Annotated in this window: 16 protein-coding genes, 2 tRNA genes and 3 rRNA genes; 15 read left to right on the plus strand and 6 right to left on the minus strand. The window is 61.8% G+C overall.

Annotated elements, in window-relative coordinates:
• The first annotated feature begins 118 nt into the window (after positions 1 to 118).
• The 4 genes from L1O02_RS09950 to L1O02_RS09965 all read left to right on the plus strand — a co-directional run bounded on the left by L1O02_RS09950 (position 119) and on the right by L1O02_RS09965 (position 4,342).
• Positions 119 to 379 carry a hypothetical protein gene (locus tag L1O02_RS09950; RefSeq protein WP_060840330.1) on the plus strand — a complete coding sequence of 87 codons (261 nt, stop codon included), beginning with the start codon at positions 119 to 121 and terminating at the stop codon, positions 377 to 379.
• A gap of 103 nt (positions 380 to 482) precedes the next feature.
• On the plus strand, positions 483 to 1,097 hold the full coding sequence (locus L1O02_RS09955) for a LysE family translocator (RefSeq protein WP_060840329.1): 615 nt from the start codon (positions 483 to 485) through the stop codon (positions 1,095 to 1,097).
• A 211-nt stretch (positions 1,098 to 1,308) separates the two neighbouring features.
• Positions 1,309 to 2,478 carry an aminotransferase class V-fold PLP-dependent enzyme gene (locus tag L1O02_RS09960; protein WP_235759806.1) on the plus strand — a complete coding sequence of 390 codons (1,170 nt, stop codon included), beginning with the start codon at positions 1,309 to 1,311 and terminating at the stop codon, positions 2,476 to 2,478.
• A gap of 55 nt (positions 2,479 to 2,533) precedes the next feature.
• Positions 2,534 to 4,342, plus strand: a complete 1,809-nt coding sequence (locus L1O02_RS09965; protein ID WP_060840327.1) for an aminopeptidase P family protein — start codon at positions 2,534 to 2,536, stop codon at positions 4,340 to 4,342.
• 88 nt (positions 4,343 to 4,430) lie between these two features.
• On the opposite strand, the gene L1O02_RS09970 is transcribed toward L1O02_RS09965, so the two are convergent.
• Positions 4,431 to 5,027 carry a 2-hydroxychromene-2-carboxylate isomerase gene (locus L1O02_RS09970; RefSeq protein WP_060840326.1) on the minus strand — a complete coding sequence of 199 codons (597 nt, stop codon included), beginning with the start codon at positions 5,025 to 5,027 and terminating at the stop codon, positions 4,431 to 4,433.
• A gap of 36 nt (positions 5,028 to 5,063) precedes the next feature.
• Positions 5,064 to 5,804, minus strand: a complete 741-nt coding sequence (locus tag L1O02_RS09975; protein WP_235759807.1) for an SDR family oxidoreductase — start codon at positions 5,802 to 5,804, stop codon at positions 5,064 to 5,066.
• 92 nt (positions 5,805 to 5,896) lie between these two features.
• Between L1O02_RS09975 and L1O02_RS09980 the strand changes: the two genes are divergently transcribed.
• Positions 5,897 to 6,466, plus strand: coding sequence for a TetR/AcrR family transcriptional regulator (locus tag L1O02_RS09980; RefSeq protein ID WP_235759808.1), 570 nt, complete (start codon positions 5,897 to 5,899; stop codon positions 6,464 to 6,466).
• Between the two features lie 9 nt (positions 6,467 to 6,475).
• On the opposite strand, the gene L1O02_RS09985 is transcribed toward L1O02_RS09980, so the two are convergent.
• Both L1O02_RS09985 and rhtA read right to left on the minus strand, forming a co-directional pair.
• Positions 6,476 to 6,757, minus strand: coding sequence for a hypothetical protein (locus L1O02_RS09985; protein ID WP_060840323.1), 282 nt, complete (start codon positions 6,755 to 6,757; stop codon positions 6,476 to 6,478).
• 157 nt (positions 6,758 to 6,914) lie between these two features.
• On the minus strand, positions 6,915 to 7,802 hold the full coding sequence (rhtA, locus tag L1O02_RS09990) for a threonine/homoserine exporter RhtA (RefSeq protein ID WP_108546017.1): 888 nt from the start codon (positions 7,800 to 7,802) through the stop codon (positions 6,915 to 6,917).
• 698 nt (positions 7,803 to 8,500) lie between these two features.
• Here rhtA and L1O02_RS09995 point away from each other — a divergent pair.
• The 10 genes from L1O02_RS09995 (at position 8,501) to L1O02_RS10040 (ending at position 21,845) form a co-directional block, all read left to right on the plus strand.
• A 16S ribosomal RNA gene (locus L1O02_RS09995) occupies positions 8,501 to 10,039 on the plus strand.
• Positions 10,040 to 10,162: 123 nt separating this feature from the next.
• Positions 10,163 to 10,239: transfer RNA gene (locus tag L1O02_RS10000), tRNA-Ile, on the plus strand.
• A 10-nt stretch (positions 10,240 to 10,249) separates the two neighbouring features.
• A tRNA-Ala gene (locus L1O02_RS10005) sits at positions 10,250 to 10,325 on the plus strand.
• Between the two features lie 221 nt (positions 10,326 to 10,546).
• Positions 10,547 to 13,438: ribosomal RNA gene (locus L1O02_RS10010) — 23S ribosomal RNA — on the plus strand.
• Between the two features lie 138 nt (positions 13,439 to 13,576).
• Positions 13,577 to 13,692 (plus strand): 5S ribosomal RNA (rrf, locus tag L1O02_RS10015).
• Together the 16S, 23S and 5S rRNA genes with 2 tRNA genes alongside form the textbook arrangement of a ribosomal RNA operon.
• A 328-nt stretch (positions 13,693 to 14,020) precedes the next feature.
• Positions 14,021 to 15,913, plus strand: a complete 1,893-nt coding sequence (gene mrdA, locus L1O02_RS10020; RefSeq protein WP_060840321.1) for a penicillin-binding protein 2 — start codon at positions 14,021 to 14,023, stop codon at positions 15,911 to 15,913.
• Positions 15,914 to 16,245: 332 nt separating this feature from the next.
• Positions 16,246 to 18,150: a sigma-54-dependent Fis family transcriptional regulator gene (locus L1O02_RS10025; protein WP_108546246.1), complete on the plus strand. Its 1,905-nt coding sequence runs from the start codon at positions 16,246 to 16,248 to the stop codon at positions 18,148 to 18,150.
• Positions 18,150 to 19,868, plus strand: coding sequence for an ABC transporter ATP-binding protein (locus L1O02_RS10030; RefSeq protein ID WP_060844227.1), 1,719 nt, complete (start codon positions 18,150 to 18,152; stop codon positions 19,866 to 19,868). Before L1O02_RS10025 ends, L1O02_RS10030 begins: the two co-directional genes overlap by 1 nt.
• Positions 19,858 to 20,541 carry a S8 family serine peptidase gene (locus L1O02_RS10035; protein WP_060844226.1) on the plus strand — a complete coding sequence of 228 codons (684 nt, stop codon included), beginning with the start codon at positions 19,858 to 19,860 and terminating at the stop codon, positions 20,539 to 20,541. The genes L1O02_RS10030 and L1O02_RS10035 overlap by 11 nt, the downstream gene beginning before the upstream one ends.
• Positions 20,526 to 21,845: a tryptophan 7-halogenase gene (locus L1O02_RS10040; protein ID WP_108546288.1), complete on the plus strand. Its 1,320-nt coding sequence runs from the start codon at positions 20,526 to 20,528 to the stop codon at positions 21,843 to 21,845. Before L1O02_RS10035 ends, L1O02_RS10040 begins: the two co-directional genes overlap by 16 nt.
• 144 nt (positions 21,846 to 21,989) lie before the next feature.
• On the opposite strand, the gene L1O02_RS10045 is transcribed toward L1O02_RS10040, so the two are convergent.
• Together L1O02_RS10045 and L1O02_RS10050 are read right to left on the minus strand one after the other, a co-directional pair.
• Positions 21,990 to 23,909, minus strand: a complete 1,920-nt coding sequence (locus L1O02_RS10045; RefSeq protein WP_108546247.1) for an amidohydrolase family protein — start codon at positions 23,907 to 23,909, stop codon at positions 21,990 to 21,992.
• A 186-nt stretch (positions 23,910 to 24,095) separates the two neighbouring features.
• On the minus strand, positions 24,096 to 25,586 hold the full coding sequence (locus tag L1O02_RS10050) for an aldehyde dehydrogenase family protein (protein ID WP_060840316.1): 1,491 nt from the start codon (positions 25,584 to 25,586) through the stop codon (positions 24,096 to 24,098).
• Positions 25,587 to 25,591: the final 5 nt, after the last annotated feature.

A 25,591-nucleotide genomic window follows, 5' to 3' on the forward strand; every position in this document is an offset into this window, starting at 1 on the left:
GAGGGCTGTCCGAGCCCTCGGAAAAGTCGATAGCGACTATCGAGCGGGATGATTTTTGCCACTGACGGTGCGCGAGTAGCCTGTGTTCATTGTTCGCAACCCGCTTCAGGTGCTCGTCATGAAGGCTTACTCCGTTGTTCTGCTGCTGTTGATTTCCAGCGTGCTGGCCGGCTGTGCCAGCACGGGCGCACCGGAATTGCGTCCCTACACGGCCGAGGAAAGCCGCGAGCTGGCGCTGGAAGCCCTGAACCGGCGTGGTCTGTCGTTCGATGAGTACCAGCAGGAAAAAGCCCGGCTGCTGGCGCGTCCTGCGGCGTTCGACCGTCAGGGCGAGATGAGCGCCCAGCGCAATATCAGTCGTCACCAACCGGCCAGTTGATGAAAACTGTACGGGTCAAAGTTTTCAGCAACTGTCCGTGAGTTCCGGGCCGGTGCTGGGTTAGGGTCGAGGCCTGATCGACCTTGCCCAGGACCTTGCCCCCATGAGCCTTTCCCCTGACCTGCTGTTGGCGTTCGCGCTGTTTGCCCTGGTCACGTCCATCACCCCCGGCCCCAACAACACCATGTTGCTGGCCTCGGGCCTGAACTTCGGTTTCAACCGCTCCATCCCGCATATCCTCGGTATCAGCTGTGGTTTTTTCGTGCTGGTGCTGGCGGTCGGCCTGGGCCTGGGGGCGGTGTTCGAAGCCTATCCGGTGCTGTACCGCGTGCTGCGTTATGTCGGCGCGGCCTACCTGCTGTACCTGGCGTGGAACATCGCTCGTTCCGGGCCCATGAACGACGACCAGCGGGGCCAGGGGCAGCCTTTGGGCTACTGGGGCGCGGCGGCCTTTCAGTGGGTCAATCCCAAGGCCTGGGTCATGGCGGTGGGCGCCATCAGCACTTACACGCCGTTGCAGGGCTATTTCACCAATGTGCTGGTGATTGCGGCGGTCTTCGCCCTGATCAATGCGCCGACGGTGAGTCTCTGGGCGGCGTGCGGCAGCCTGTTGCGCAATGTGCTGCGCAATCCGCGCTGGCTGCGCCTGTTCAATCTGGCCATGGCCGGCCTGCTGGTGATTTCCCTGGCGCCGCTGGTGCTGGAAAACATCAGTTGAGCGGTGCTTCAACGCTTTGCCCCGAGCCTGTTAAGCTGCGCGCCAGGAGCGTTCCTACGCACTTTTAGACGAAGTTGTGCTTCTTTAACTGCATCCGATCGGCCATTGCTCAGTGCCTGCCGTCGACGCGCCGTCCCGGTACGGCGCGTTCCTGCGTTTTGCTCTTTGGGCCAATGCCGATCCTGGAACCAGCTCTGCGGGTCTTTCTGTCATGAACAAACGTCCTCTTTATTTCGACTATGCCGCTACCACGCCGGTGGATGAGCGGGTCATTCAAGTGATGCTGGAGTGCCTGGGGTTCAACGCCAACTTTGGCAACCCGGCCTCCAGTTCCCATGCTTTTGGCCAGGCGGCGCGACGCTGTGTCGAGCAGGCCCGGCAGCAAGTGGCGCAGTTGGTGGGCGCGCAGCCAGAGCAGATCGTCTGGACGTCCGGCGCCACCGAATCCAACAACCTGGCGCTCAAGGGCGTGATGCAGGCCCGGGGGCTGGAGTGTGGGCACATCATCACCAGCCAGATCGAGCACAAGGCCGTGCTGGACACCGCTCGACAGTTGCAGGAAAGCGGTGTGGCGGTGACCTACCTGCTGCCCGATGCTCAGGGGTTGATCAGCGCCCAGGCGGTGAGCGAGGCCTTGAGGGATGACACCGTTCTGGTGTCGCTGATGCTGGTCAACAACGAATTGGGCACCCTCAACGACATTCCGGCGATTGGCCAGGTGGTGCGTGAGCATGGCGCCCTGTTGCATGTGGATGCGGCTCAGGGCGTGGGCAAGGTGGCCATCGATCTTGAGCGCTGGCCGGTGGATCTGATGTCGTTTTCGGCGCACAAGGTGTACGGCCCCAAGGGCATCGGCGCGCTGTATGTCGGACCGCGGGCGCAGCGCCGCTTGCAGGCGCAGATCCATGGTGGCGGGCATGAGGGCGGCTTGCGTTCCGGCACCCTGGCCACTCACCAGATCGCCGCCATGGGCGCAGCCTTTGCGCTGGCCGGTGAGTTGTTCGACGAGGAAACCACCACCATCGTCCGCTTGCGCCAACGCTTGCTGGAGCAACTGGCGGGGGTGGCCGGCCTGCGCTTGAATGGCAGTGCCACCCAGCGCATTCCCCATACCCTGAGCCTGACGTTCAGCGAGGGTGGCTTTGACGCCGCCGCGTTGAGTGCGTCCCTGGCGTTTTCCGCGACCTCGGCCTGCAACTCGGCCAGCAATGCCCCGTCCCATGTGCTGCTGGCCCTGGGGCATGACCCGTTGCAGGCCGGCCGCACCATTCGCCTGAGTCTGGGACGCTTCACCCGCGAAGAGGACGTGGATCGCGCTGCACAATTGATCAAGGCGTCATGCGCCGCTGCTCCGGCATTCTGGGCCGGAGCCCAGTCTTGAGGGGCGAGCGATCTCGACCTTCCATAACAATGATTAAGCCGGTTAAGGAGTCACAATGAGTACCCAGCCAACGCCCCATGGAGTGGTCCCCCAGCGCCTGGCGCATGTGCGTCAGTTGATGAGCCGCGAGGGCATTCATGCCTTGCTGGTGCCTTCGGCCGATCCGCATCTGTCGGAGTACCTGCCGGGTTACTGGCAGGGGCGCCAGTGGCTGTCGGGCTTCCACGGCTCGGTGGGCACCCTGATCGTGACGGCGGAGTTCGCAGGGCTCTGGGCCGACAGCCGCTACTGGGAACAGGCGAGCAAGGAACTCAAGGGCAGCGGCATCGATCTGGTGAAGTTGCAGCCGGGTCAGCCCGGGCCCCTGGACTGGCTGGCGGAACAGACCCCGTCCGGCGCGGTGGTGGCGGTGGACGGCGCGGTCATGGCGCTGGCTTCGGCCCGTACCCTGGGCAGCAGGTTGCAGGAACGCGGGGCCAGCCTGCGCACCGATATCGATCTGCTGCAGCAGGTGTGGAGCGATCGCCCCGGCCTGCCGGATCAACCGGTCTACCCGCACTTGCCGCCCCAGGCCACGCAGAGCCGGGTGGAGAAGCTGGCCAAGCTGCGCGAAACCCTGAGCGAACGTGGCGCGCAGTGGCATTTCATTGCCACCCTCGATGACATCGCCTGGCTGTTCAACCTGCGGGGGGCGGATGTTTCGTTCAACCCGGTGTTTGTCTCTTTCGCCCTGATCAGCCAGCAGCAGGCCACTTTGTTCGTGGCCTTGAACAAGATCGATGAGCCGTTGCGCAGGGTGCTGGAGGCCGACGGCGTCAGCCTGCGGGATTACACGGAGGTGGCGGCGGCCTTGGCCGATGTGCCGGAAGGCGCGACGTTGCAGATCGACCCGGCGCGGGTGACCACCGGATTGCTGAACAACTTGCGTTCGGGGGTGAAGCTGGTGGAGGGGCTCAATCCCACCACCCTGGCCAAGTCGCGCAAGAGCCCGGCGGATGCCGAGCATATTCGTCGGGCCATGGAGCAGGACGGCGCGGCGCTGTGCGAGTTCTTTGCCTGGCTGGAGAGTGCCCTGGGGCGCGAGCGCGTCACCGAACTGACCATTGATGAACACCTGACTGCCGCCCGTGAACGGCGTCCGGGCTATGTGTCCTTGAGCTTCAATACCATCGCGGCCTTCAATGCCAACGGGGCGATGCCTCACTACCACGCCACCCCCGAAGAGCATGCGGTGATCGAGGGCGATGGCCTGCTGCTGATCGACTCGGGCGGTCAGTACCTGGGAGGCACCACCGACATTACCCGGATGGTGCCGATCGGCACCCCGAGCGCCGAGCAGAAGCGTGATTGCACCCGGGTGCTCAAGGGCGTGATCGCCTTGTCTCGGGCGCAGTTCCCGCGGGGCATTCTTTCGCCGTTGCTCGATGCCATCGCCCGGGCGCCGATCTGGGCCGAAGGCGTGGATTACGGACACGGCACCGGGCATGGCGTGGGCTACTTCCTCAATGTGCATGAAGGGCCGCAGGTGATCGCCTATCAGGCCGCGCCGGCACCGCAAACGGCGATGCAGCCGGGGATGATCACGTCCATCGAGCCGGGGACCTATCGTCCCGGGCGTTGGGGGGTACGAATCGAGAACCTGGTGTTGAACCGCGAGGTCGGTAGCAGCGAGTTTGGTGAGTTCCTCGGTTTTGAAACCCTGACCCTGTGCCCGATCGACAGCCGTTGCCTGGAACCCGGATTGCTCACCCAGGAGGAGCGGGACTGGTTCAACGGCTATCACGCGCAGGTGCGCCAGCGTCTCGCTCCGCTGCTGGAAGGCGCCGCGCTGGAGTGGCTGAACCTTCGCACCGCGGCGATCTGAAGCGCTGCACAAAGGCCTGGGTCATGCAATGTGGCCAAGGCCGCAGGCCCTGTCCGTGGCGACTGGCTGGTGCCGCGGAGCAGGGGGGTTAGTCTGCGCTTAAGGCTTCCCGGACAAAATCCAGGCGGTCCTGGCCGAAGAACAACTGGTCCCCCACGAACATGCTGGGGGCCCCGAACACACCCCGTTGCAATGCCTGGTCGGTGTTGTCCTTGAGCCGGGCCTTGACCTGTTCGTCATGGCTCAGGTCGAGGATCTGCTGTGGGTCGAAACCGCCTTGCTCCAGGACCTGGGTGACGGTGGCGGCGTCGTTCAGGTTGCGTTTGTCGACCCAGAGGGCGCGGAACAGGCAGTCGATGAATTCGACGAAGCGCTCCGGCATGTGCCACTGCACCCCGGTCGCGGCGCGCATCAGTAGCAGGGTGTTGATGGGAAAGTGCGGGTTGAAGTTGAGTTCAACCTGATAGCGTCGGGCAAAACGCGCCAGGTCCTGGAGCATGTAGCGGCCCTTGGCGGGAACGCTGATGGGGGAGGCGTTGCCGGTGCTCTTGAAGACCCCGCCCAGCAGCATGGGGTGGTACTCCAGTTGACTGCCGGTCTGGGCGCAGATGTTCGGCAATTGGGTATAGGCCAGGTAGCTGGTCGGGCTGCCCAGGTCGAAGAAGAACTCCACTTTTTGGCTCATGTCGTGAACGCTCTGATTGTTGTGGGGGGCAGTGGCTTACCAGCGCTCGTTCCAGGGGCGCAGGTCCAGTTCGAAAGTCCAGGCATCCCTGGGCTGGCTGTGCAGGTACCAGTAGTTCTCGGCGATGTGTTCGGGGTTGAGGATGCCGTCCTGGTCCTTGAGGGCGTACTTCTCGGGAAAGCTGGTGCGTATGAAATCGGTGTCGATGGCGCCGTCGACGATGATATGGCCGACATGGATGTTCAGCGGCCCCAGTTCCCGGGCCATGCTCTGGGCCAGGGCGCGGATACCGTGCTTGGCACCGGCGAAGGCGGCGAAACCGGCGGCGCCGCGCACCCCGGCGGTGGCGCCGGTGAACAGGATGGTGCCGCGTTGGCGGGTCACCATGCGCTTGGCCACTTCGCGGGCATTGAGGAAGCCGGAGAAACAGGCCATCTCCCAGATCTTGAAGTACTTGCGGGCGGTTTCCTCAAGGATGCTGCAGGGCACGTTGGCGCCGATGTTGAAGACGAATGCCTCGATGGGTCCGATCTGGGTTTCGATCTGTTCGATCAGTGCTACCACGTCCTCTTCTTTGCGCGCGTCGCAGGCAAAGCCATGGGCCTGGCCACCGGTTTGCCGGATGGCATCCACCAGCGGTTGCAGTTTGTCTGCGCTGCGTCGGGTGACGCAGGCGGTGAAACCTTGCGCGGCAAAACGCTTGGCTATGGCACCGCCGGTAGCATCGCCGGCGCCGACCACCAGTACCACTTTGTTGTTGTTCAAGGCTGTAGTCATGGGAGGTTCGCTCTTTGGTAAACGATCGTTAACTAAACGAACGTTATGCTATGATCCTGCGGTCGTCAAGCCGGCAGGGGAGAGCTTCAGCCATGCGTTATTCAGCCAGTCACAAGCAGGAAACCCGCGAACGCCTGTTGCAGAGCAGTGCGATCCAGGCCAAGAACGAGGGGTTTTCTACCGTCGGCGTGGATGCCCTGATGAAGGCCATTGGGCTTAGTGGCGGGGCTTTTTACACTCACTTCGGGTCCAAGGATGAGCTGTTCGGTTCCATCGTCGAGCGCGAGTTGAGCCGGAGCCTGGAGCGTCTGGGAGGGGAAGGCCGGCAGAATCGGGATAAATTGCGCCGTTGCCTGAAGCAATACCTGAGCGTGGCGCATCTGCAGCAGCCAGGAGCCGGGTGTGCATTGCCGGCGTTGGGCGCGGAGATTGCCCGGGGCAGTGTGCCAGTGCGGCAGGAGGCGCAAGACTGGATCTGTCGTCTGCATCGGGCGTGGGCGCAGACCTTGGGCAGTGAGAGCCTGGCCTGGTCGATTCTGTCGCAGTGTGTTGGCGCGCTGGTGGTGGCACGAATGCTGGTGAGCCCGGATATCCAGCAGCAGGTGCTGGCGTCGAGCCATGAGCAGATCATTGGGCAGCTGGAGCTGCTGCCCGAAGAGTGAGCGCTACTGCTACTTGCAGATGACGATCATGCTGCGACTGGTATAACCGGCTGGGTTCAGGCCGAAAGGGTAGTCTCCCGGGTCTTCCACGGTGTCACCGGACTTGGCGATCACCTTGTAGCCTTTGGGGCCGCAGGACTGGGTCGCCTTGGCGTAGCACTTGTCCCAGGAAGAAGACAGACCGGAGCAGTTGATGTGGAGCCCTTTCTTGCCTCGTTTGACTTCGGTTTTCGCGGTCGCAGCGCAGCCTGCAATGGCAAGTACGGCCAACAGTATCAAAAATCGTTTCATCCCCGTCCTTATCGCTAGCCTCGGATCTGACGTCCGAGTGTGACTGCATTACCTATGGTTTTTGCGTTTGCGATATCCCTGTCTGACAACTCCATGGCCGACGTTGAGTAGCCGGCTAAACATGGCCTAATTGAGCGCCAATTACCAGAGTTGAATGTTAATCGGCTGCAACTATGGGCTTGGATTCGCGGCGCATGGTCATGGTTGCTCCGACAGATGCCAGGATGATGCAGGCGATCGCCATCCACTGCGCCAGGGAGAGGTATTCGTGCAGAAACAGCAGGCCGGACAGTGCGCCGACAGCCGGCTCGACACTCATCAGGGTGCCAAAGGTACGGGCGGGCATTCGGGTCAGGGCGACCATTTCCAGGCTGTAAGGCAGGGCGGTGGACAAGATCGCGACGCCCAGGGCGATAGGGATCAGGGATGGGGTGAGTAATGCGGCGCCGGCATGGACGATGCCTATGGGCGCGACGAAGAGCGCGGCGATCATGACGCCCAGGGCGGCGGTCTGGATGCCGTTCTCGGCACCGGCCTTTTGTCCGAACAGAATGTACAGCGCCCAGCAGACACCGGCACCCAGGGCGTAGCCTGCACCGACCAGGTCGATGGCGGTTGCGGTGGCGCCTGTGGGAATCAGCAATAGCAGGCCGATGATGGCCAGGGCGATCCACAGAAAATCGATCGCCTTGCGTGAGGCATAGAGGGCCACTGCCAGTGGGCCGGTGAATTCCAGGGCGACGGCGATTCCCAGGGGCACGCTTCTCAGGGACATATAGAAGAGGAAGTTCATCCCGCCCAGGGCCATTCCATAGACAACCACGGTGCGCAGGGTCTTGGCAGTGAACTTGGCGCGCCAGGGTCTTAGTAGAAGCAGCATGATGATGCTGGCGAAGATCAATCGAAGAGTGGTGGTTCCTTGGGCCCCGACAATGGGGAACATGCTCTTGGCCAATGAGGCGCCCGATTGAATCGAGGCCATGGCGATCAGTAGCAGCCCCACGGGAAACAGGGTCGAGGCAAGGCTGCGCGGTTGGTCGTTCATGCAGGGGATCATCCAGAGTGTGGGGAGGGGCGGACGCTGGAAGCATGATGCTTAAGTAATGAGAAATGAGCAATATAGTGCGCAAAGTCTTTTTGCTTCTCTATATATGAAGCTGCGGGTATGGGATGTGGGTTGGGATCATAGAAAATTCAAATTAAAGGTTGACGGCAGATTCTATAGGTCTATAATTCGCCCCACTTCCGGCGCAGTCGAAACGGAAAACTCCTTGATATTCAACGAGTTACGCGGTTTTCGGCAGCGGTTACGCTTCAGTTCATCGAAGCCAGAAGCAGTTAGTAAGGCAGTGTGTTTTCGCCTTGTTAACGATTCGATCGTCTCGGTCGAAAGCGGTTAAAAAGAGGTGTTGACAGCAGCGTGTAACGCTGTAGAATTCGCCTCCCGCTAACGAGAGATCGAAAGCGCAAGTGGTTGAAGTTGTTGAGGAAATCTTCAAAAACTTCTAAAAAAACCGCTTGACAGCAAATGAGGCTGCTGTAGAATGCGCGCCTCGGTTGAGACGAAAGGTCTTAACCAACCGCTCTTTAACAACTGAATCAAGCAATTCGTGTGGGTGCTTGTGGGGTCAGACTGATAGTCAAAAAGATTATCAGCATCACAAGTTACTCCGCGAGAAATCAAAGATGTAACCAACGATTGCTGAGCCAAGTTTAGGGTTTTCTCAAAACCCAAAGATGTTTGAACTGAAGAGTTTGATCATGGCTCAGATTGAACGCTGGCGGCAGGCCTAACACATGCAAGTCGAGCGGCAGCACGGGTACTTGTACCTGGTGGCGAGCGGCGGACGGGTGAGTAATGCCTAGGAATCTGCCTGGTAGTGGGGGATAACGTCCGGAAACGGGCGCTAATACCGCATACGTCCTACGGGAGAAAGTGGGGGATCTTCGGACCTCACGCTATCAGATGAGCCTAGGTCGGATTAGCTAGTTGGTGAGGTAATGGCTCACCAAGGCTACGATCCGTAACTGGTCTGAGAGGATGATCAGTCACACTGGAACTGAGACACGGTCCAGACTCCTACGGGAGGCAGCAGTGGGGAATATTGGACAATGGGCGAAAGCCTGATCCAGCCATGCCGCGTGTGTGAAGAAGGTCTTCGGATTGTAAAGCACTTTAAGTTGGGAGGAAGGGTACTTACCTAATACGTGAGTATTTTGACGTTACCGACAGAATAAGCACCGGCTAACTCTGTGCCAGCAGCCGCGGTAATACAGAGGGTGCAAGCGTTAATCGGAATTACTGGGCGTAAAGCGCGCGTAGGTGGTTTGTTAAGTTGGATGTGAAAGCCCCGGGCTCAACCTGGGAACTGCATCCAAAACTGGCAAGCTAGAGTATGGTAGAGGGTGGTGGAATTTCCTGTGTAGCGGTGAAATGCGTAGATATAGGAAGGAACACCAGTGGCGAAGGCGACCACCTGGACTGATACTGACACTGAGGTGCGAAAGCGTGGGGAGCAAACAGGATTAGATACCCTGGTAGTCCACGCCGTAAACGATGTCAACTAGCCGTTGGGAGCCTTGAGCTCTTAGTGGCGCAGCTAACGCATTAAGTTGACCGCCTGGGGAGTACGGCCGCAAGGTTAAAACTCAAATGAATTGACGGGGGCCCGCACAAGCGGTGGAGCATGTGGTTTAATTCGAAGCAACGCGAAGAACCTTACCAGGCCTTGACATCCAATGAACTTTCCAGAGATGGATTGGTGCCTTCGGGAACATTGAGACAGGTGCTGCATGGCTGTCGTCAGCTCGTGTCGTGAGATGTTGGGTTAAGTCCCGTAACGAGCGCAACCCTTGTCCTTAGTTACCAGCACGTTATGGTGGGCACTCTAAGGAGACTGCCGGTGACAAACCGGAGGAAGGTGGGGATGACGTCAAGTCATCATGGCCCTTACGGCCTGGGCTACACACGTGCTACAATGGTCGGTACAAAGGGTTGCCAAGCCGCGAGGTGGAGCTAATCCCATAAAACCGATCGTAGTCCGGATCGCAGTCTGCAACTCGACTGCGTGAAGTCGGAATCGCTAGTAATCGCGAATCAGAATGTCGCGGTGAATACGTTCCCGGGCCTTGTACACACCGCCCGTCACACCATGGGAGTGGGTTGCACCAGAAGTAGCTAGTCTAACCTTCGGGGGGACGGTTACCACGGTGTGATTCATGACTGGGGTGAAGTCGTAACAAGGTAGCCGTAGGGGAACCTGCGGCTGGATCACCTCCTTAATCGACGACATCAGCTGCTTCATAAGCTCCCACACGAATTGCTTGATTCATTGAAGAAGACGATAGAAGCAGCTTTAAGCTCCAAGCTGATAGCTCCAAGCTAACAGTTACAAGCTCGAAATTGGGTCTGTAGCTCAGTTGGTTAGAGCGCACCCCTGATAAGGGTGAGGTCGGCAGTTCGAATCTGCCCAGACCCACCAATTTTGTTATGGGGCCATAGCTCAGCTGGGAGAGCGCCTGCCTTGCACGCAGGAGGTCAGCGGTTCGATCCCGCTTGGCTCCACCATAAACTGCTTCTGAAAGCTTAGAAATGAGCATTCACATTGAATGTTGATTTCTAGTCTTTTGATTAGATCGTTCTTTAAAAATTTGGGTATGTGATAGAAAGATAGACTGAACGTTACTTTCACTGGTAACGGATCAGGCTAAGGTAAAATTTGTGAGTTAAATTGCAAATTTTCGGCGAATGTCGTCTTCATAGTATAACCAGATTGCTTGGGGTTATATGGTCAAGTGAAGAAGCGCATACGGTGGATGCCTTGGCAGTCAGAGGCGATGAAAGACGTGGTAGCCTGCGATAAGCTTCGGGGAGTCGGCAAACAGACTTTGATCCGGAGATCTCTGAATGGGGGAACCCAGCCATCATAAGATGGTTATCTTGTACTGAATACATAGGTGCAAGAGGCGAACCAGGGGAACTGAAACATCTAAGTACCCTGAGGAAAAGAAATCAACCGAGATTCCCTTAGTAGTGGCGAGCGAACGGGGACTAGCCCTTAAGTGGCTTTGAGATTAGCGGAACGCTCTGGAAAGTGCGGCCATAGTGGGTGATAGCCCTGTACGCGAAAATCTCTTAGTCATGAAATCGAGTAGGACGGGGCACGAGAAACCTTGTCTGAATATGGGGGGACCATCCTCCAAGGCTAAATACTACTGACTGACCGATAGTGAACTAGTACCGTGAGGGAAAGGCGAAAAGAACCCCGGAGAGGGGAGTGAAATAGATCCTGAAACCGTATGCGTACAAGCAGTGGGAGCAGACTTTGTTCTGTGACTGCGTACCTTTTGTATAATGGGTCAGCGACTTATTTTCAGTGGCGAGCTTAACCGAATAGGGGAGGCGTAGCGAAAGCGAGTCTTAATAGGGCGTCTAGTCGCTGGGAATAGACCCGAAACCGGGCGATCTATCCATGGGCAGGTTGAAGGTTAGGTAACACTGACTGGAGGACCGAACCGACTACCGTTGAAAAGTTAGCGGATGACCTGTGGATCGGAGTGAAAGGCTAATCAAGCTCGGAGATAGCTGGTTCTCCTCGAAAGCTATTTAGGTAGCGCCTCATGTATCACTGTAGGGGGTAGAGCACTGTTTCGGCTAGGGGGTCATCCCGACTTACCAAACCGATGCAAACTCCGAATACCTACAAGTGCCGAGCATGGGAGACACACGGCGGGTGCTAACGTCCGTCGTGAAAAGGGAAACAACCCAGACCGTCAGCTAAGGTCCCAAAGTTATGGTTAAGTGGGAAACGATGTGGGAAGGCTTAGACAGCTAGGAGGTTGGCTTAGAAGCAGCCACCCTTTAAAGAAAGCGTAATAGCTCACTAGTCGAGTCGGCCTGCGCGGAAGATGTAACGGGGCTCAAACCATACACCGAAGCTACGGGTATCACGTAAGTGATGCGGTAGAGGAGCGTTCTGTAAGCCTGTGAAGGTGAGTTGAGAAGCTTGCTGGAGGTATCAGAAGTGCGAATGCTGACATGAGTAACGACAATGGGTGTGAAAAACACCCACGCCGAAAGACCAAGGTTTCCTGCGCAACGTTAATCGACGCAGGGTTAGTCGGTCCCTAAGGCGAGGCTGAAAAGCGTAGTCGATGGAAAACAGGTTAATATTCCTGTACTTCTAGTTATTGCGATGGAGGGACGGAGAAGGCTAGGCCAGCTTGGCGTTGGTTGTCCAAGTTTAAGGTGGTAGGCTGGAATCTTAGGTAAATCCGGGGTTCTAAGGCCGAGAGCTGATGACGAGTTACCTTTTAGGTGACGAAGTGGTTGATGCCATGCTTCCAAGAAAAGCTTCTAAGCTTCAGATAACTAGGAACCGTACCCCAAACCGACACAGGTGGTTGGGTAGAGAATACCAAGGCGCTTGAGAGAACTCGGGTGAAGGAACTAGGCAAAATGGCACCGTAACTTCGGGAGAAGGTGCGCCGGTGAGGGTGAAGGACTTGCTCCGTAAGCTCATGCCGGTCGAAGATACCAGGCCGCTGCGACTGTTTATTAAAAACACAGCACTCTGCAAACACGAAAGTGGACGTATAGGGTGTGACGCCTGCCCGGTGCCGGAAGGTTAATTGATGGGGTTAGCTAACGCGAAGCTCTTGATCGAAGCCCCGGTAAACGGCGGCCGTAACTATAACGGTCCTAAGGTAGCGAAATTCCTTGTCGGGTAAGTTCCGACCTGCACGAATGGCGTAACGATGGCGGCGCTGTCTCCACCCGAGACTCAGTGAAATTGAAATCGCTGTGAAGATGCAGTGTATCCGCGGCTAGACGGAAAGACCCCGTGAACCTTTACTATAGCTTTGCACTGGACTTTGAATTTGCTTGTGTAGGATAGGTGGGAGGCTTTGAAGCGTGAACGCCAGTTTGCGTGGAGCCATCCTTGAAATACCACCCTGGCAACTTTGAGGTTCTAACTCAGGTCCGTTATCCGGATCGAGGACAGTGTATGGTGGGTAGTTTGACTGGGGCGGTCTCCTCCTAAAGAGTAACGGAGGAGTACGAAGGTGCGCTCAGACCGGTCGGAAATCGGTCGTAGAGTATAAAGGCAAAAGCGCGCTTGACTGCGAGACAGACACGTCGAGCAGGTACGAAAGTAGGTCTTAGTGATCCGGTGGTTCTGTATGGAAGGGCCATCGCTCAACGGATAAAAGGTACTCCGGGGATAACAGGCTGATACCGCCCAAGAGTTCATATCGACGGCGGTGTTTGGCACCTCGATGTCGGCTCATCACATCCTGGGGCTGAAGCCGGTCCCAAGGGTATGGCTGTTCGCCATTTAAAGTGGTACGCGAGCTGGGTTTAGAACGTCGTGAGACAGTTCGGTCCCTATCTGCCGTGGACGTTTGAGATTTGAGAGGGGCTGCTCCTAGTACGAGAGGACCGGAGTGGACGAACCTCTGGTGTTCCGGTTGTCACGCCAGTGGCATTGCCGGGTAGCTATGTTCGGAAAAGATAACCGCTGAAAGCATCTAAGCGGGAAACTTGCCTCAAGATGAGATCTCACTGGGATCTTGAATCCCCTAAAGGGCCGTCGAAGACTACGACGTTGATAGGTTGGGTGTGTAAGCGCTGTGAGGCGTTGAGCTAACCAATACTAATTGCCCGTGAGGCTTGACCATATAACACCCAAGCAATTTGCTTAAGAAGCGAGTTGCGGTGTGTGAAGACGAAACGAACCGAAAGTTTGCAAACACACAAGCCTATTACATACCCATTCGCTGGCACGTTGCACAAGCAACGGACTGGCTACCGAATTTCTTGACGACCATAGAGCGTTGGAACCACCTGATCCCATCCCGAACTCAGAAGTGAAACGATGCATCGCCGATGGTAGTGTGGGGTTTCCCCATGTGAGAGTAGGTCATCGTCAAGATTAAATTCCGAAACCCCAATTGCGAAAGCAGTTGGGGTTTTGTTTTTGCGCTGCAGAAAAGCTGCGCTGCTGTGGCCGGCCATGACCGCTCGGCTGCGGCTGCCAGCACCCCGCGACAGTGCCGGGGTTGCGGCCTACCCCCGCTGTAGCGGGCTCTACCGCCATCGGCTTATACCCTGGGGCTGGAGGACCGGCACCACTGATCAGTGACGAGGGAAATCCCCTCAAAATCGATGGGCAGTTTTTGGTATGGTGCAGCTCTTTTTTAGGGACTTGAGTTCATCCGCACGGATCAGCGTCGACCTCTATTCAACGAGAAGCTGTAGCAATGCCCGAAGCGATTCCGATCAAGGACCACGAAAAAGAAAACCGCCTGGTCAATAAGCGCCTGCTGGCCTGCGCTGTGCTGGTGGTGGCCATCACCTGTGCCCTGGTAGGGCGCATGTATTTCCTCCAGGTGGTTGAGTTCGACTATCACTCCACCATCTCGGAAAACAACCGCGTCCACGTGCTGCCGATCACCCCAACCCGCGGGTTGATCTATGACCGCAATGGTGTGGTCCTGGCCGACAACCGCCCCAGCTTCAACCTGACCATCACCCGCGAACGCACCACCGATCTCAAGGGCGAGCTGGACACCGTGGTCGACCTGCTGCACCTGCCGCCAGAAGACCGCACCCTGTTCGACAAGGAAATGAAGCAGGCCCGCCACCCCTTCGTTCCCGTGACCCTGTTCTACGAGCTCACCGAAGAGCAGATCGCCGTATTGGCAGTCAACGAATACCGCCTGCCGGGCCTGGATGTCGAAGCCCAGTTCGTTCGCCACTACCCCATGGGCGCGCACTTTGCCCACTCCATCGGCTACGTCGGACGGATCAACGAAAAGGAAGCCAAGACCCTGGATTCGGTGGAGTACCGTGGCACTCAATCCATCGGCAAGACCGGTATCGAGAAGTTCTACGAGTCCGAACTGCACGGCCACGTGGGCTACGAAGAAGTCGAAACCAACGCCCAGGGCCGGGTGATGCGCGTGCTCAGGCACACCGATCCGATCCCCGGCAAGAACATCGTCCTGAGCCTGGACATCAAGCTCCAGGAAGCCGCCGAAGAAGCCCTCGGGGATCGCCGCGGCTCCGTGGTCGCCCTGGATCCGGCCACCGGTGAAGTGCTGGCCATGGTCAGCAAGCCCAGCTTCGACCCCAACCTGTTCGTCACCGGCATCAGCTTCAAGGAATACGCGGCGCTGCACGATTCCATCGACCGCCCCTTGTTCAACCGGGTGCTGCGCGGCCTCTATGCCCCAGGCTCCACCATCAAGCCGGAAGTGGCGATTGCCGGCCTTGATACCGGCGTAGTCACCGCATCGACCCGCGTCTTCGACCCGGGCTACTACCAACTGCCGGACTTCGACCACAAATACCGCAACTGGAACCACAGCGGCGATGGCTGGGTGGACATGGACGCCGCGATCATGCGCTCCAACGACACCTACTTCTACGACCTGGCGCACAAGCTCGGCATCGACCGCCTGCACGACTACATGGCGATGTTCGGCCTCGGCGAAAAAGTCTCCCTGGACATGTTCGAAGAATCCCCCGGCCTGATGCCGTCCCAGGCCTGGAAGCGCGCCACTCGCCGCCAGCCCTGGTTCCCGGGGGAAACCGTGATCCTCGGCATCGGCCAGGGCTACATGCAGGTCACCCCGCTGCAACTGGCCCAGGCCACCGCGCTGATTGCCAACAAGGGCGTGTGGAACCGCCCGCACCTGGCCAAGACCATCGACGGCGTGGCCCCGGTGGATGAGCACCCGATGCCCAACATCCTGCTGAAGAACCCCCGCGACTGGGATCAGGTCAACCACGGCATGCAAATGGTCATGCACGACCCGCGCGGCATTGCCCGCGCCGCAGCCGCCGGAGCGCAATACCGCATTGCCGGCAAGAGTGGCACCGCCCAGGTGGTGGCGATCAAGCAGGGCGAACGCTACGACCGCCTCAAGACCCGCGAGCGCAATCGCGACAACGCCCTGTTCGTCGGCTTCGCCCCCGCCGAACACCCGCAGATCGTGATCTCGGTGATGATCGAGAATGGCGAAGCCGGCGGCCGGGTCGCCGGCCCCGTGGTGCGACAGATCATGGACGCCTGGCTGCTGGACCAGAACGGCCACCTCAAGCCGCAATACGCCGCCCCGGCCAAGGCCCCGGGTGATCCCCACGTCTGAGTCATTTCACCTCCGGCGATCCGCGATCTGTCGCAAGCTTCCTGTGCCGCTACAGCATCCATGGCATGGCCGTGGCCGGAAGATGGTCGGACCATGCGGTACTTGCCATTTGCTTGACGTAAACGTCAAGATGCCCGAGCGCCAACACCGACTGGCGCAGGTTTTGCTTGATCTTGAAGGAACGGCAGAGCAATGCAGGGCGACCCGCTGATCCGGGTCAGACCCCTTTACTGCCCCCTGAACCCGGTGTAGACATTGACCACGGCTTGCGTGCCTCGCGCAATCCAAGGGAGTGGAGCGGGTACAGCGGGCGGACCGATTCGGAGCGCTTGATGACTCTTATAAAAACAATAAAGGGTGAGCAGCAACACGAAGCCCGGCTGGCCCGGGAGCGGCTGCACCTGGAAGGCGAGATCCCCGACGGGGTCCTGCGTGCGGAAATCGATGCTTCATGGCGGCGCAGCCTGAGCCATGGCGTGCACTTTGGCAGCCAGCATCAACTGACCCTGGAATCTGGCGCCAGCCTCGACGTGCTGCTGGCCAGCAACCGCCTGTTGCTGGACGCGGCGCTCCCGGCCATCGATTACCTGAACCAGCATCAAGGCAAGGACGGCCTGATCATCCTGGCCAATGCCGACGCCACCATCCTGGCCATCGAAGGCCGCGCCGACCGGCTCAAGGACAGCGGCGTGCAGGACATCACCCTCGGCGCCTGCTGGAGCGAGGCCACCCGTGGCACCAACGCCCTGGGCACGGCCCTGGTGGAAGCGCGGCCGACCCTGATCGATTGCGGTGAGCATTACCTGGACCGCCTCAGCCATTTTTCCTGCACCTCGGTGCCGATCCAGTGCCCCCAGGGCGAGATGATCGGGGTGCTCGACCTGACCCGCGAAGGCCCCCTGGGGCGGGCCCAGGACAGCACCGCGTTGTTGTCCATGGCGGTCAGCCAGATCGAGGCGCGGGTGTTCCATGCCTCCTATCCGGAGCAGATCGTCCTGGCCTTCCACAGTCGTCGGCAATACCTCGAATCGCCGTGGCAGGGACTGCTGGCCTTGAGCCTGGGCGGGCAGATCCTCGCGGTCAGCGGCCAGGCCTGCCAGTTGCTCAACACCCCGCGCGCGGCCCTGGTGGGGCGGCGCTGCGAAGAGTTCCTCGGGGTCGATGGCCTGCAATTGCTGGCACGCCTGCAACAAGGGGCGGTAGGTAGCCTGCAGACCGCCAAGGGCGAGCTGTTCTACAAGGCCCTGCGGGCGCCGCAACCGTCGCTGAACCTGCATCGGGCGCCGCGCAGCGCCGCGAAAACCGCGCCGCTGCCCCAGGACCTGGAAGCCCTGGCCGGCGGCAACAGCCGCTACGCCCGCACCTTGCGCATGGCCCGCCAGGGCCTGGCCAATGGCTTGCCGGTGTTGCTGCTGGGCGAGACCGGCACCGGCAAGGAGGTGCTGGCCCGGGCCCTGCACCGCGCCGGCAGCCGGGCTGAAAAACCCTTTGTCGCGGTCAACTGCGCGGCCATCCCCGAAGGCCTGATCGAGTCGGAACTGTTCGGCTACCGCGAAGGCGCCTTTACCGGCTCACGTCGCGGCGGCATGATCGGGCGCCTGCAACAGGCCCATGGCGGCACCCTGTTCCTCGATGAGATCGGCGACATGCCCCTGGCCCTGCAAGCCCGGCTGCTACGGGTCCTGCAAGACCGCAAGGTGGCGCCTCTGGGGGCCGGCGAAGAACAGGACATCGACATCGCGCTGATCTGCGCCACCCACCGTGACCTCAAGCAGCAAGTGCAGGACAAGGCCTTTCGCGAAGACCTGTTCTACCGGGTCAACGGCATCAGCGTGCTGCTGCCGGCCCTGCGTGAACGCGAAGACCTGCAGCCGCTGGTGGACAGCCTGCTGGCCAGGCTCGGCGGCGCCGACGTGAGCCTTAGCGGCGAGCTGCGCCGGTTGCTGGCGGACTACCACTGGCCGGGCAATATCCGTCAGTTGGAGATGGTCCTGCGCACCGCCCTGGCCCTGCGCGAAGAGGGCGAACGGCAGATCGGCCTGGAGCACCTGCCCGACAGCATGCTCGACGACCTCAACGCCCATGCACGACCGCCCACCGGAAGCATCCGCGAGAACGAGCTGGAGCTGATCCGCAGCGCCCTGGACAACCACCAGGGCAATGTCTCGGCGGCGGCGGACGCCCTGGGCATCAGCCGCGCGACCCTGTACCGCAAGCTCAAACAGTTGCGCGCCTGATGCGGCGCCTGATCACCCGGCTGGTGGACAGCCGCGATCCCCAGGCACTGAGTGCGGCCCTGGGCTGGCTCTACGGTTTTGTCCGGCCGCATCGGCTGGCCATTGGCGGGCTGCTGGGGCTGTCGGTGTGCGCCTCCCTGCTGGTGCTGGTGCAACCCTGGCTGACCAAGCTGCTGATCGACGACGGCCTGCTGGCCCGGGACTTTCCCCGGCTGGTGCTGATCGCCGGCCTGATGATCGGCGCCGGGCTGCTGGGCACGCTGCTCTCCGGGGTCAACCGCTACCTGCACACGCGGTTGTCCGGGCGCATCCTGTTCGCCCTGCGCGACGATCTCTACCGGCACTTGCAGCGCCTGTCGCCGGGCTTCTACGGGCAAAGGCGGATCGGTGACCTGATGTCGCGCCTGGACGGTGACGTCGCGGAGATCCAGCGCTTTGCCGTGGACTCGCTGTTCTCCGCGGTGTCCAGCGTGATCGGCCTGGTGGTGGCGCTGGCCATGCTGCTGACCCTGTCCTGGCAACTCTCGCTCCTGGCCCTGCTGCTGATCCCCCTGGACGTGCTCTGGCTGCGCTGGATGCGGCGCAAGGTCGAGCGCGATGTGCGCCAGTTGCGCGAGCGTTCGGCGGACATGTCCTCGTTCCTGGTGGAAACCCTGCCGGTGATGAAATTCATCCAGAGCGCCGGCCAGCAGCAGCGCGAAGCACAGCGCCTGGACCGCCTCGGCCAGGGCTACCTGAACCAGTTGCTGAAGCTGCAAGTCACCGAGTTCTTCACCCAGGCGGTGCCCGGCACCCTGACCTCATTGTCCCGGGCCTGCGCCTTCCTGATCGGCGGCTACTGGGTGGTGCAGGGCACCTGGCAACTGGGGGCGCTGATTGCCTTTTCCACTTACCTGGGCATGGCGGTGGGCCCGGTGCAGAGCCTGCTCGGGCTGTACGTGGCGATCCAGCGCATGACCGTGAGCCTGGGCCGGGTCATGGAGCTGCGCGGTGAAGAGCCGGGCATCACCAACCCCGAGGCGCCGCTGCCGGTGCCGGAGCAGGGCGAGCTGCATTTGCACGCCGTGCACTTTTGCCATCCGGGGCGCGGGATGACCTTGCAGGGCATCGAAGCGCGGATTCCCTACGGCCGCAAAGTGGCGCTCAGCGGCAGCTCGGGGGCGGGCAAGAGCACCCTGATCGACCTGTTGCAGCGCCACCACGACCCGCAATCCGGGCAGGTGCTGCTGGGCGGCATCGACCTGCGCCAACTGGACCTGACGCAACTGCGACGGCGGGTGGCGGTGGTCAGCCAGGACATCGTGCTGTTTCGCGGCAGCCTGGCGGACAACCTGGCCTACAGCGTGCCCGACGCCAGCCGCGAGGCCGTGGCCGAAGTGGCGCGGCTGGCGCAACTGCAGAGCCTGATCGAGGCCCTACCCGAAGGCCTGGACAGCCCCCTGGGCGAGCGCGGCCAGCAGTTGTCCGGCGGGCAGAAACAACGCATCGCCATCGCCCGGGCCCTGCTTCAGGACCCGATGATCCTGGTGCTGGACGAAGCCACTTCGGCGGTGGACGAGGCCACCGAGCGCGAGGTGATCGAGGCCATCGACCGACTGTTCGCCGGGCGCACGCGCATCCTCATCAGCCACCGGCCTTCGACCCTGGCCGACGCCGAGCTGCGATTCGAGTTGCGCGAGGGTGTACTGCACGTGCTGGAGGCAACCCATGAAACCTGAACTGCGCATTGGCGTGATCGACAGCGGCCATGCCGCCCACCAGCGAATAGCGGCCGGGCGCCGATTCTTCCTGCAAGCCGAAGGGGTGGGCGAGGGGCCGTTGCAGGAGGACGCCCTCGGCCACGGCAGCGCGATCATCCAGGCCATCGGCCAGCGCGCGCCGGCGGCCCGGCTCTATGTGGCCCAGGTGTTCGATGCCCGTGGGGTCACCAGCGCCGCGCAGGTCAGCGCCGCCTTGTACTGGCTGCTGGAACAGCAGGTGCGGCTGATCAACCTGAGCCTGGGCCTGCGCCAGGATCGTGACCTGCTGCGCCAGGCCTGTGCCGCGGCCGCAGCCCGTGGAGTGCTGTTGTGCGCGTCCAGCCCGGCCCAGGGCGAACCGGTGTTTCCGGCCAGCTACCCCGGGGTGTGGCGGGTCACGGGCGATGCGCGATGCAGCGCGCAGCAGTGGTCATGGCTGAACACCGCGCAGGCGGATTTTGCCGCCTGCGTGCGTGGCAGCAGCCCGGGGCAATCCGGCGCCAGCCTGGGCTGCGCGGCCCTGAGCGGGCACATCGCCGCCTACCTGGGCGCCCACCCGGACGCCAGTAACACCCAGGTCCAGCAGTGGCTGCAAGACAACGCCCGGTACCAGGGCCCGGAACGGCGGCAGTGGCCATGCACGGCATCCTGATCCTGGGGGCGGGCCCGGCGGGGGCCGCGGTGGCGCTGGGGCTGCGACGCCTCGGCTACCCGGTGACCCTGGTCAGCGACTGGCGGCGCTTTGCGGCCCTGGAAGGGGTTTCGCTGCGGGTGCTGGAAGCACTGCGCGGGGCCGGCCTGGAACAGGCGCTGGCCCAGGCCCTGCAAGCGTCCCAGCGACGGGTGGCGTGGAACGGCGAGGAGCATGCACAGAACATCGAGTACCTGCTGGACCGCCCGGCCTTCGACCGTGGTCTGCGCGAGGCCCTGCGCGAGGCCGGGGTGCAGCTGGTCGAGGGCCGGGTGCTGGGGGTGCAGTCCGGCGAGGCCGGGCACCGGGTCCAGGTGCAGGGACAGGCGGAGCTGGTCGGCGAGTTCCTGGTCGAGGCCCGCGGGCGCCAGGCGCCGGTGCTGGGGAAAACACTGCGCCATGGCGACGGCCAGGCACTGCGCGGGGCGCCAACCCTGAGCCTGCTCAACCGCTGGCAGGGCCCCGGCGGCAGCGCCGCCAGCGCGGTGTACAGCCTGGAAGACGGCTGGGCCTGGATGGCCCGGCGCGAAGATGGCCAGTGCTACTGGCAACTGACCCTGGATGTGGCCAGCGCCGGGCTGCCGGGCAAGGCGCAGTTGCTGGCCTACTGTCGCCAGCGCCGCCAGGCGTCGGCCCTGGCCCGGGAGTTCTTTGCCGGTGGCGAGGAACGGCAACTGCACCTGCATGCCCGCAGCAGCACGGCGATTCTCAGCCCCCAGGTGTGTGGCGCCAACTGGCTGCGGGTCGGCGATGCGGCGATGGCGGTGGACCCCTTGTCCGGCAACGGCATTTTCCAGTCCCTGTCCTCGGCCCTGCAGGCCCCGGCGGTGATCAACACCCTGTTGCAGCGGCCACAGCGTGCAGCGCTGGCGCAGCGCTTCCATGGGCAGCGGGTGGAGCAGCTGTTCCTGCGTTTTGCGCGCATTGGCCGGGACTTCTACGCCGCTGAACAGCGCTGGCCCGAACAGCCGTTCTGGCAGGCCCGGCGATGCTGGCCGGACCCGCAGCCGGCACACGCCGCCGCGGACTTTGCAGCCTTGCGCATCGAGCGCGCCCCGGTATTGCGCGATGGCCTGGTGGATGAAGCCGACGTGGTGATCACCCCGGACCAGCCCCTGGGCATCTGGCATGTGCAGGGCGTGGAACTGGCACCGCTGTTGCGGCGCTTGCAACAGCAACCGGCGGCCCAGGCCCTGGCGGACCTCGGCCCGGAGCAGGGGCGGGGCGTGCGGGGCTGGTTGCTGGCCCAGGGATACCGACCCTAACTGTCCCCAACAGAAACTGTAGGAGCGAGCTTGCTCGCGAACCGCGCAGCGGCCATCCACGACATCAGGCCCTTTTCGCTGGCAAGCCGGCTCCTACAAGGTGCGCCGGGGGCTTGAGCAACCCCCGGCTTGCATTGGCCGCGGTCAGTTTCGGGGGTTGAGGTACACCCGTTGGCCGCCTTTCCAGGTTTCGCGGATCTGGATGTCGCGAATCTGGGGGGCCGGGACCTTCTCGTCCAACGGGTCCTGATCGAGGATCACCAAGTCGGCGAAATTCCCGTCCTGCAGCGACCCGGTCCAGGCCTCGGCATGACACTGCCAGGCGGCGTCGTAGGTGATGGCCTTCAGCGCCTGTTGGCGGGTCAGGCATTCGGCTTCATTGAGGATGGGTTGCAGGCGTGGGTCGTTGACGAACTGCTGGTCGTGATTGCGGATGCCCTCCATCTTGCGGGTCACCGCCTGTTCCATCGAGCGCAGGGGCCCCAGCGGGGTCACCGAATAGTCGCTGTGCAGGGAAATCCGCAGCTTGTGGTCCAGGGCCGACTTGCACAGGTCGAGCATCTTCTGGGCCTTGCTCTCGAAAATGGCTTTATCGAAGGCATAGCCCCAGTAGCCGACATGACCAATCAGGAAGCTCGGTGACAGACCCAGGCGCTGCATGGTTTCCAGGGTGTTCGGGGTGAGCAGGGAGCAGTGTTCGATGCGATGGCGCTTGTCCAGGCCGCTCTGGCCCTGCAGGGCCAGGTCATAGGCTTGCAGAGTGAATTCGATGGCCCGATCGCCGTTGGCATGGATCATCAGCGGCCAACCCTTTTTCACCGCCGCGTGGATGAAGTCCTTGTAGCGATCCGGAAGCTGTTGCGGGCTATCGTTGCCCTCGTCGCAGAGGTTGAAGTTGCCCACGGGGCGGTCTGTCTTGCAGCAGTAGTCCTCGACCTGATAGCCGGTCAGGCCCTGGTTGGACCCGTCCGAGATCACCTTGATCGAGCCCTGATACAGGTGCCTGGCCTCTTCCCGCGTGGCCGGCCGATAGTCCGGCAACCGTTTGAGGGCTTCGAGCGAGTTGTTGCAGGCGGCGGCGTAGCCGATCCGCAGCTTTCTGGGGTGGGTCAGGAAGTAGGCGTTCAAAACCAGTTTTGACAGGGGATCCATCATCGCGTCGTACAGCAGGGTGATCCCGCGGCTGACAGCGGTCTCGAAGAAGGTATCGAGGCGCTTGAAGATCTTCAGCATCTCCAGCTTCTGCTTGGCGGGAATCGACAGGATCCCGGCCACTATCTGGGTTTCCTGCAGAACACCGTTCTCGACCATGATCCCGGTTTTTTCATGCACCAGATCCCTGGCCGCCGTGTTCATGTAGGCAGTGTGCATGGACGCGCTGATCAGCAGCATCGGCCGCTTGGCCTCGATGCTGTCCAGGTAGCCTTCTTCGGGCCCGTCGCCACATTGCAGGGTAATGAGCTGGTTCAGGCCACCCGGCACCACTTTGAAGGGCATCAGCGCCGGATCCACCAGATGCCCGAGAATCCAGCTGGAACTGTCCTCGGGCAGGTTGCTCTGGATGGTTTCCTTCAGCCAGGTCCAGTTGTAGACAGGTCGCAGCCGCTGGCTGCGATGGTCTTGCTGCGGATCGCTGTCGAGCGGGTCGGGCTCGATGGCGCCCAGGTTCAGCCAGCCGTCCATGGCGCAGCTTTGCACGATGTGGGCGTGTGGCTCGACCAGGCCGGGCAGCAGGGTCTTGCCATGCAGCGACTGCTTCTTGTACTCGATGCCCAGGGCCTGCATGCGGGCTTCGACGGCGGCCAGGGTGCCCGACGCAACCACGTCGCCGGCATGGATGCCCAGGGCTTCGACCCGGTCCTCCATGTTGCCGTCGCGCAACGGGTAGATGATGCCGTCATGAAAAACCAGGGACTCGCCGCTCGGATCCTTGGCGGGGCCATGCGCGGCGTTGGCATGGCTGGCGATATAGCTGGCGGGGTCGAGGGTGTCTTTCAGGGCTTCCCAGACGGGATTGTGGCAGCCGCACTGGATGTAATCGTGATCATTTCCATTTGATCCCATGATGCATTCCTCAGGTTTTCGGGGGGGGATGAGGCGTGGTGGGGAAGGCGAGTCCGGGCCCTTGACGCTGGGCCGCGAGCCGGCTCGGGCTCAGCGTAGCAGCGCTTGGCCCGCTGAACAGGGCGGTCGTCGGGGGCGCCGGACCCCCTCCGGCGCCCCGGAGCGGGGCGGTTGGCCGGGTGCGGATCAGAGCTTGATCAGCACCGATTTCAGCTCGGTGTAGTGCTCGATGGCGGCATGGCCCATTTCCCGGCCGACCCCGGACATCTTGTAGCCGCCAAACGGCAGCGCCGGGTCCAAGGCGCTGTGGCAGTTGACCCACACCGAACCGGACTTGATCTTCGGAATCATCCGGTGCACCGCCGCCAGGTCGTTGGACCAGATGCTCGCGCCCAGGCCGTAGGGGCTGTCGTTGGCTAGGCGCAGGGCGTCGGCTTCATCGTCGAAGGGAATCGCCACCAGCACCGGGCCGAAGATTTCTTCCTGAACCAGGGCATGCTGCTGGTCGACATCGGCGATCACCGTCGGCTGGACGAAATACCCCGGGCCGAACTGTTCGCCGCCGCAGGCAATGGTGGCGCCGCTGTCGCGGCCCATCTCGATGTAGCGATAGACCCGCTCCTGCTGGCGCGCGGAAATCAGCGGGCCCATGTCGACGCTGCTGTCCAGGCCGTTGCCCAGCTTCATGGCGTTGGCGATGCCGGCAATGTCGGCCACCACGTTGTCAAAATGCTTGCGCTGCACATACAGCCGCGAACCGGCGCAGCACACCTGGCCCTGGTTGAAGAAGATCGCGCTGGCGGCCCCGGCGGCGGCGCTGGCCAGGTCGGCGTCGGCCATGACGATGGTCGGCGACTTGCCCCCCAGTTCCAGGGTCACCCGGGTCATGGAGTCCATGGCGATCTTGCCGATTTCCTTGCCCACCGCGGTGGAGCCGGTGAAGGTCAGCTTGTCCACCAGGGGGTTGCGGGTCAGGGCGGAGCCGGCGGTGATGCCGGTGCCGGTGACCACGTTGAACACGCCGTCGGGGTAGCCGGCTTCCTGCACCAGTTCCGCCAGCTTCAGGGCGCTGAGCGGGGTTTCGTCGGCCGGCTTGAGCACCAGGGTGCAGCCGGTGGCCAGGGCCGGGCCGAGCTTCCAGCAGGCCAGCAGCAGGGGGAAGTTCCAGGCGACGATGGCACCGACCACGCCCACCGCCTCGCGGCGGATGAAACTGTGGAACTGATCGTTGGGCATCAGCGGCAGCGACACCTCGACGCTGGCGCCTTCGATCTTGGTGGCCCAGCCGGCCATGTAGCGCAGATAGTCGATGGACAGCTGCACGTCCATGGCCTGGGCCACGGCGGCGCTCTTGCCGTTGTTCAGGCATTCCAGCTGGGCCAGCAGTTCGGCGTCGCGCTGCATCAGGTCGGCGAGCTTCCACAGCAGGTTCTGCCGCTCCCGGGGGCGGGTGCGGCTCCAGGGCGAATCATCGAACGCCTGGCGCGCCGCCAATACGGCGCGGTCGACGTCATCCACCGTGGCCCGTGGCACCAGGCACAGCTGTTCGCCGGTGGCGGGGTTGCGCAGGGGCATGGTCTGGCCGTCGGCGGCCTCGACCCAGTGGGCGCCGATCAACATGCGCGGGGCGCGCTGGATAAACGCCGTGGTAGCGGCGAGCAGGGGGGCAATAGCCATGGCGA

This window comes from Pseudomonas sp. BC42 (assembly GCF_021560055.1).
Classification (GTDB): Bacteria; Pseudomonadota; Gammaproteobacteria; order Pseudomonadales; family Pseudomonadaceae; genus Aquipseudomonas.

Excerpts from the sequence above, each read along its gene's own strand:
- L1O02_RS09950 (WP_060840330.1), top strand. The coding sequence starts at position 119 with ATGAAGGCTTACTCCGTTGTTCTGCTGCTGTTGATTTCCAGCGTGCTG.
- L1O02_RS09955 (WP_060840329.1), top strand. The coding sequence starts at position 483 with ATGAGCCTTTCCCCTGACCTGCTGTTGGCGTTCGCGCTGTTTGCCCTG.
- L1O02_RS09960 (WP_235759806.1), top strand. The coding sequence starts at position 1,309 with ATGAACAAACGTCCTCTTTATTTCGACTATGCCGCTACCACGCCGGTG.
- L1O02_RS09965 (WP_060840327.1), top strand. The coding sequence starts at position 2,534 with ATGAGTACCCAGCCAACGCCCCATGGAGTGGTCCCCCAGCGCCTGGCG.
- L1O02_RS09970 (WP_060840326.1), bottom strand. The coding sequence starts at position 5,027 with ATGAGCCAAAAAGTGGAGTTCTTCTTCGACCTGGGCAGCCCGACCAGC.
- L1O02_RS09975 (WP_235759807.1), bottom strand. The coding sequence starts at position 5,804 with ATGACTACAGCCTTGAACAACAACAAAGTGGTACTGGTGGTCGGCGCC.
- L1O02_RS09980 (WP_235759808.1), top strand. The coding sequence starts at position 5,897 with ATGCGTTATTCAGCCAGTCACAAGCAGGAAACCCGCGAACGCCTGTTG.
- L1O02_RS09985 (WP_060840323.1), bottom strand. The coding sequence starts at position 6,757 with ATGAAACGATTTTTGATACTGTTGGCCGTACTTGCCATTGCAGGCTGC.
- rhtA (WP_108546017.1), bottom strand. The coding sequence starts at position 7,802 with ATGAACGACCAACCGCGCAGCCTTGCCTCGACCCTGTTTCCCGTGGGG.
- mrdA (WP_060840321.1), top strand. The coding sequence starts at position 14,021 with ATGCCCGAAGCGATTCCGATCAAGGACCACGAAAAAGAAAACCGCCTG.
- L1O02_RS10025 (WP_108546246.1), top strand. The coding sequence starts at position 16,246 with ATGACTCTTATAAAAACAATAAAGGGTGAGCAGCAACACGAAGCCCGG.
- L1O02_RS10030 (WP_060844227.1), top strand. The coding sequence starts at position 18,150 with ATGCGGCGCCTGATCACCCGGCTGGTGGACAGCCGCGATCCCCAGGCA.
- L1O02_RS10035 (WP_060844226.1), top strand. The coding sequence starts at position 19,858 with ATGAAACCTGAACTGCGCATTGGCGTGATCGACAGCGGCCATGCCGCC.
- L1O02_RS10040 (WP_108546288.1), top strand. The coding sequence starts at position 20,526 with ATGCACGGCATCCTGATCCTGGGGGCGGGCCCGGCGGGGGCCGCGGTG.
- L1O02_RS10045 (WP_108546247.1), bottom strand. The coding sequence starts at position 23,909 with ATGGGATCAAATGGAAATGATCACGATTACATCCAGTGCGGCTGCCAC.
- L1O02_RS10050 (WP_060840316.1), bottom strand. The coding sequence starts at position 25,586 with ATGGCTATTGCCCCCCTGCTCGCCGCTACCACGGCGTTTATCCAGCGC.